This window comes from Halanaerobium sp. (assembly GCF_003070835.1).
The window spans coordinates 1-6,234 of sequence record NZ_QBLR01000198.1; the positions used below are offsets into that span (position 1 = coordinate 1).

7 protein-coding genes are annotated in these 6,234 nt (G+C 36.1%); all 7 read right to left on the reverse strand.

Going from position 1 to position 6,234, the window contains the following annotated elements:
• On the reverse strand, window positions 1-528 hold a 528-nt coding region (locus CI949_RS15135; RefSeq protein WP_290767800.1), incomplete at its 3' end, for a cation:proton antiporter.
• A 100-nt stretch (window positions 529-628) separates the two neighbouring features.
• Complete coding sequence (locus CI949_RS15140; protein ID WP_073158613.1) at window positions 629-1,090, reverse strand: HPP family protein; 462 nt, start codon at window positions 1,088-1,090, stop codon at window positions 629-631.
• A 3-nt stretch (window positions 1,091-1,093) separates the two neighbouring features.
• Window positions 1,094-2,047, reverse strand: a complete 954-nt coding sequence (locus tag CI949_RS15145) for a 1-phosphofructokinase family hexose kinase (protein ID WP_073158610.1) — start codon at window positions 2,045-2,047, stop codon at window positions 1,094-1,096.
• An 82-nt stretch (window positions 2,048-2,129) separates the two neighbouring features.
• Complete coding sequence (locus tag CI949_RS15150) at window positions 2,130-3,380, reverse strand: UDP-N-acetylglucosamine 1-carboxyvinyltransferase (RefSeq protein ID WP_073158608.1); 1,251 nt, start codon at window positions 3,378-3,380, stop codon at window positions 2,130-2,132.
• A gap of 68 nt (window positions 3,381-3,448) precedes the next feature.
• A complete protein-coding gene (locus CI949_RS15155; RefSeq protein ID WP_073158606.1) occupies window positions 3,449-4,012 on the reverse strand; it encodes a YueI family protein in 564 nt (187 codons plus the stop codon).
• A 331-nt stretch (window positions 4,013-4,343) separates the two neighbouring features.
• Window positions 4,344-4,775, reverse strand: a complete 432-nt coding sequence (locus CI949_RS15160; RefSeq protein ID WP_073158604.1) for a F0F1 ATP synthase subunit epsilon — start codon at window positions 4,773-4,775, stop codon at window positions 4,344-4,346.
• Between the two features lie 3 nt (window positions 4,776-4,778).
• Complete coding sequence (gene atpD / locus CI949_RS15165; protein WP_073158601.1) at window positions 4,779-6,191, reverse strand: F0F1 ATP synthase subunit beta; 1,413 nt, start codon at window positions 6,189-6,191, stop codon at window positions 4,779-4,781.
• Window positions 6,192-6,234: the final 43 nt, after the last annotated feature.

Below are 6,234 nucleotides of genomic sequence, written 5' to 3' on the forward strand. Positions count from 1 at the left end.
AGTTAGCGGACCTTCAGCATTATATTCTTTTAAAACCATTACAGTTGCAGCTGGTGCAGTAGCAGAAGCAATTGCTCCAAATAAAAGTGCCATATAAAGCGGCCGACCAATCATATAGACTGCTGCCGCAACAACTATAAAAGCTGAAACAGATTCCATAATTGCAATTGAAAATATACTTTTTCCCAGCCGCTTTATTGTTTTTATTGAAAGTTCACTACCAATTGTGAAAGCAATGAAGGCCAGAGCAATATTTGTAACATAATCTAAATTAGCCAGAACAAAAGTATACATTTTAGACATTTCTGAATTTATTATGGGAAAAACAGAAATGATGTCCGGACTCAATAAGATACCTAAAAATACATAACCAACCACGATTGGAATTCTATATTTTTTGGCTAGTAAAACTACTAAAAATGCAAATAATAAAAATGAAGCAATTAAATAAAGTTCTTTATTAGCAATATTATTTAACACCAGCCATTCTTCAACATCATGTGCAGAAAAATTAATTAATTCATTCATAAAATACACCTCATTTTATCCAATACTCTAATATAATTATTGAGTTATCAATAACCTTAGCAAACAAAGCTATATTGCAGACACAACTGTCCAGACATAACTACTTAGAATGATTTTCTGCTTCATCTAATAAATAGTGTAGAAGGTTTGATCTTTCAATAAATCCGCGCAAAAAGCCTTCATCATTAACTACAAAGAGGAGTGATTCTTTGTTGTTTAACATAATATCAGCAATTTTTTTCATATCGCTTTTTTCTTTAACAGCGTCACGGTTGCGGGCCATATATTTACCCACATTTTCATCCTTAACATATTTTAAGTTTTCGACTGCTTCATTAACTTCATAAAACAAGCGGCTGCTGTCCAAAAAGCCAAAACTTTCGGGGATTATGTTCTTAAGAATATTATTACTATAAATGGTTCCCACAAACTGATTTTGATGATCAACCACTGGTAATACAGATTGTTCTGATCTATACATTAATATTATTGCTTTGCGAATATTATCCTCTGGCGTAACTGAATTCATTGTTCTGATCATATAATCTCTAACTAGACTCAACTTTTACACCTCCAACTTATTAACTTCTAATCTTTCTATACAGCAGTTGTAATCTTTTCTATCATTTAAATAGACTTCTCTATTTTCTGCTATCCATAAGGCGGCAGCTCCCCCTCTTAGATTTGCTTCAATAAAATCAAATTTATCTGTTTTAAAAGCATAATCTAAATAGGCGGTATTGTAAGCATCACTTGCTCCTAACCAGTTAATAATGCAGTATCCTTTTGGTGAAAGCTGATAAACATCACCATTTTTATCAAATAGTATGCGATCACAGTGAAATGGAATCATAACTCTTTTAGCACCCATTTCCTGCATTTTTTTACCCACGTCAATGTAATCTTCTTTGTCATTCATCTCTATATCTAAAATTGTTTTATGATGCTTAAAATATGGTGTTACAACATCAGGCTCTGCCTCTAAAGCTAATTTCAGGGCTTCACCACTGGCCTGCAGAAAAACATGTTTATTCTTCTTTTTAGCAATTTTAATTAGACGCTGATAAATATCAAAATTTACTCCTTCAGGAACTGAACCAGAAATTAAAATACAATTACTTTCCGCAATTGATCTTTTAAATCTAATTATCAGCTCTTCTACTTCTGCCTTTTCAACTTTAAATGTATAATCATTGTATTGAGTATAGGTTGGTGGGTTTTTACCAATAATTTTAACGTTATTTCTTATCTCACTTTCAGTATGAATATAATTACTTATAATATCATGTTGTTGAACCATTTTCTCGAAAAATAAACCCTGCTTACCACCAACAAAACCGATATTCTGTACATCGCTATATCCGAGTTGTTTAAAATTAATTGCACTGATCAAGCCTTTACCACCCGGATAAACTTTTAGATCTTCGTCATTGTAAATAAACTGGTTTTTCATAACCTCATTTTTTTCAACAAAGTACTCGCGGTCAATTGCCGGGTTTAACGTTACCGTTGTAATCATTTTCTTCACCACCTTGTTTTATTTAGAAACTAAAATCAATTTCAAAACAGAAAACCGCTGAAATATCAGCGGCAGGTTTTATTTACTCAGATACTTTATTTATTGAAGCCCCAACTCCCCGGAGCCTCTCTTCTATATTTTCATACCCTCGCTCAACATGATAGATATCTTTAACTTCTGTTTGACCTTCAGCAGCCAGTCCGGCCAGAATAAGTGCAGCTCCTGCCCTCAAATCTGTAGCTCTTACTTCAGCACCGGTTAGGCGACCAGGTTTTATGAGAGCACTGTGTCCATCGATTTTAATATCTGCTCCCATTCTTTGCAATTCATCTACATGCATAAAACGATTTTCCCACACTGTTTCAATAATTAAACTTGTTTCATCAGCTTGAGTTAATAAAGCCATCATCTGAGACTGCATATCAGTAGGGAAACCAGGATAAGGCAGAGTTTTAACATCAACAGCTTTTAACTTGCCATCTGCTTTAACTTTAACTCCGGCAATATCTTCTTCAACAGTAATTCCCATCTCATGCATTTTTGCAATCAGTGGTTTAACATGTTCAGTTAAAACATTGCGAACATAAACATCTCCACCCGTGATAGCAGATGCAATCATGTATGTACCTGCTTCAATTCGATCAGGTATAATTCGATGCTCAACTCCATGCATCTCATCTACACCTTCAATTTTTATGATGTCTGTACCTACACCTTTAATATTAGCTCCCATTACAGTTAGGAAGTTAGCTAAATCTACAATCTCTGGTTCACGAGCTGCATTTTCGATTATTGTTTTACCGTCAGCACGGCTGGCAGCAATCATAATATTAATGGTTGCACCAACACTTGGATAATCCAGGTAGATTTCTGCTCCAGTTAAATTATCAGCTTTAACATCTACCACTCCATGGTCAAGATTGACCTCTGCCCCTAAAGCTCTAAATCCTTTGAGGTGAAGATCAATCGGGCGGTTACCGATATTACAACCACCAGGTAGAGTTGTCCTTGCATGTCCTGATTTAGCGAGCATCACTCCTAAAATATAATATGAAGCTCTTAATTTCCTGGCAAGTTCATGATCAGCCTCTGTTTTAGAAACTAATCTTGGATCAATTTCAATCCGGTTTTTATCTCTTATTACTTTTGCACCCATATCTTCAATTATACTACATAAATTTGTAACATCTCTAAGTCTTGGGATATCTTCTAACACTACCTCAGAATCAGCAAGTAATGATGCAGCTATGATTGGTAATGCTGCATTTTTAGATCCCCCAACTTTAATTTCTCCTTTAAGTGGATTCAAACCTTGAATTATATACTTGTCCACCTCTAAAAGCCCCTTTCTAAAATTACACCTTTAAAGACCACATTAATCAAAAATTATCCTCTTAACAATTATTTTTTTCTGCAGCCTATACAGTCTGTACCAGTTATTTTATCTAAAATGCCGGCCTTTTTGTAATTGATTTTTTCTTCCGGCGCTTTTTCCATTAATTCATCCCAACAATCACTGCAGAGCAAAGAGCCTGCATTCTCTATAATGTTATCAGATACGCCCTTCTTTTGCAACTTTTCTTCTCGCTCCGGAATTGCACCAAATTGCTGAGATACCGCATCTTTTCCAACTACTTCCAAAGATACATTTCCCCGGAATTCAGGAGAGTTTTTTCTATTAAATCTTACCCCCTCTTTGCGGGCCCATTCTATATAATCTGAGATATGCTTTTTATCAATATCTCCTCTAATAATTAATTTAGCTGCTTCTTTATTTTTTAAGGCCTCTTTAATCTCAGGGTATAATGCCTTTTCTTTAACCTGTTTATCTGTTAAATAGGCAATTATTCTTTCTTCAAATTCTCCTAAAAATTTATTTTTCTCATCTTTTTTGATTTCTTTAGAACCAAAAGCACCTTCACGGGCAGTTTTTTCGAGTTTGCTTTCTTCATTATTGTTTATCATAAATTATATCCTCCTGATATCATTTTAACATTTTCAGTTTGTTATGTACAGATTCTTTTAATCCTGGATTTTTGAGCGTACATGTTCAGGTGTGTTCGTATTTGTGCACGTATGTGCACGCACCGTGAACCTGTCAGTTTTTGTCTAAATTTGCATCAAAGTTAATTGATCAAATTTAACCCTGCTCCAGAAAATCTTAAAGTAAAATAGTAAAGTCTAATTACAAAAAGGGCCCCTTAAGGGACCCTTTTGATATTTATAATATTTTTTCGACATAATTAAACACAAATCGGGTGGTTCACGGTGCATGAACATAAACAAACATTTTTAGTTATAAACGATCATAACCGTGATCATGGTGTCCAGCAGCTTTGAGACGTGCTAATGCTCTTTCATAAGAAGCTTCAGCTCGGGCAAAATCAATATTTTCATGATCTTTTTCTAATTTCTTTTCTGCCCTTTCTTTCGCTGCTTCAGCACGATCAACATCTATCTGTTCAGGTAGTTCAGCTGTCCGAACAACCAAATTAACTCGATCGGGTTGAACTTCCATAAAACCCTCGCTGATAGCTATCTGGATCTCTTCACTACCATTAACAACTCTAACAACTCCGATTTTCATTGCAGTTACTAAAGGTGCGTGTCGGGGCCAGATACCAATCAAACCATCGATTGCCGGTGCCTCTAATTTATCTACTTCTTCACTGTAAACCAATTTTTGCGGTGTTACAACATCAAGCTGAATTTTTGGTGCAGCAGCCATTGGCTACTCACCTTCTTCCAGCTGTTTAGCTTTTTCCACTGCGTCTTCGATTGTACCTACCATATAAAATGCTTCCTCAGGTAGATCATCATAACGCCCTTCTAAGATTCCTTTGAAACCTCGAATTGTATCATCAAGTTCAACATACTTACCAGGAGTTCCTGTAAACTGCTCAGCAACAAAGAATGGCTGAGATAAGAAACGCTCAATTCTACGCGCTCTGTTTACAACAATCTTATCTTCTTCAGATAACTCGTCCATACCTAGAATTGCAATAATATCCTGTAAATCCTTATATTCCTGTAAAATTTCCTGTACCTCACGTGCAACATTATAATGTTCTTCTCCCAATATTCTTGGATCAAGAATATTTGAAGTTGAATCAAGTGGATCAACAGCAGGATAAATACCTTTTTCCACAATATCTCTGGAAAGTACTGTTGTAGCATCTAAGTGAGCAAATGTGGTTGCAGGAGCAGGGTCAGTCAGGTCATCTGCAGGTACATATACTGCCTGAACAGATGTGATTGAACCTTTCTTCGTTGAAGTAATTCTCTCCTGTAAAGTACCAACATCATAAGCAAGTGTTGGCTGATAACCTACAGCTGAAGGCATTCTACCTAAAAGAGCAGATACCTCAGAACCCGCCTGAATAAAACGGAAGATATTATCAATAAATAATAATACATCCTGACCGGCTTCATCACGGAAATATTCAGCCATTGTTAATCCTGTTAAACCTACACGCATCCGAGCTCCTGGTGGCTCATTCATCTGGCCAAAAACCATGGCAACCTTATCTAAAATATCAGCTTCTTGAAATTCCAGCCAGAGGTCATTCCCTTCTCTGGTTCTTTCTCCTACACCTGAGAATACTGAATAACCACCGTGCTCTGTCGCTATGTTATTAATTAATTCCTGGATAAGTACTGTTTTACCTACACCAGCACCACCAAATAATCCTACTTTACCACCACGTGTATATGGTGCTAAAAGATCAATTACTTTAATTCCAGTTTCAAAAAGTTCTGTTGTTGATTCCTGTTCTTCAAATGTAGGAGCGGGACGGTGAATAGGCATTCTTTCATCAGTTCCTACTTCACCTCGATTATCGATTGTCTCACCTAAAACATTAAAAACTCTACCCAATACAGCTTCACCAACAGGTGTGCTGATTGGAGCTCCCTGATCTACAGCTTCCATTCCTCTTACTAATCCATCTGTTGATGACATAGCAACGGAACGTACTCGGTCATCACCGAGCTGCTGCATTACTTCACAGGTTAAATTTATATCTTTTTCTTCATTCTCTATTTTAACCGCATATTTAACCTTTGGTAATTTACCATCCGGAAATTCAATATCAACTACCGGACCAATAACCTGAACTACTCTACCAATGTTCTGGTCACTCACACAAATTCCTCCTTTATAAAACTTTATTTAAGTGCCTCTGCTC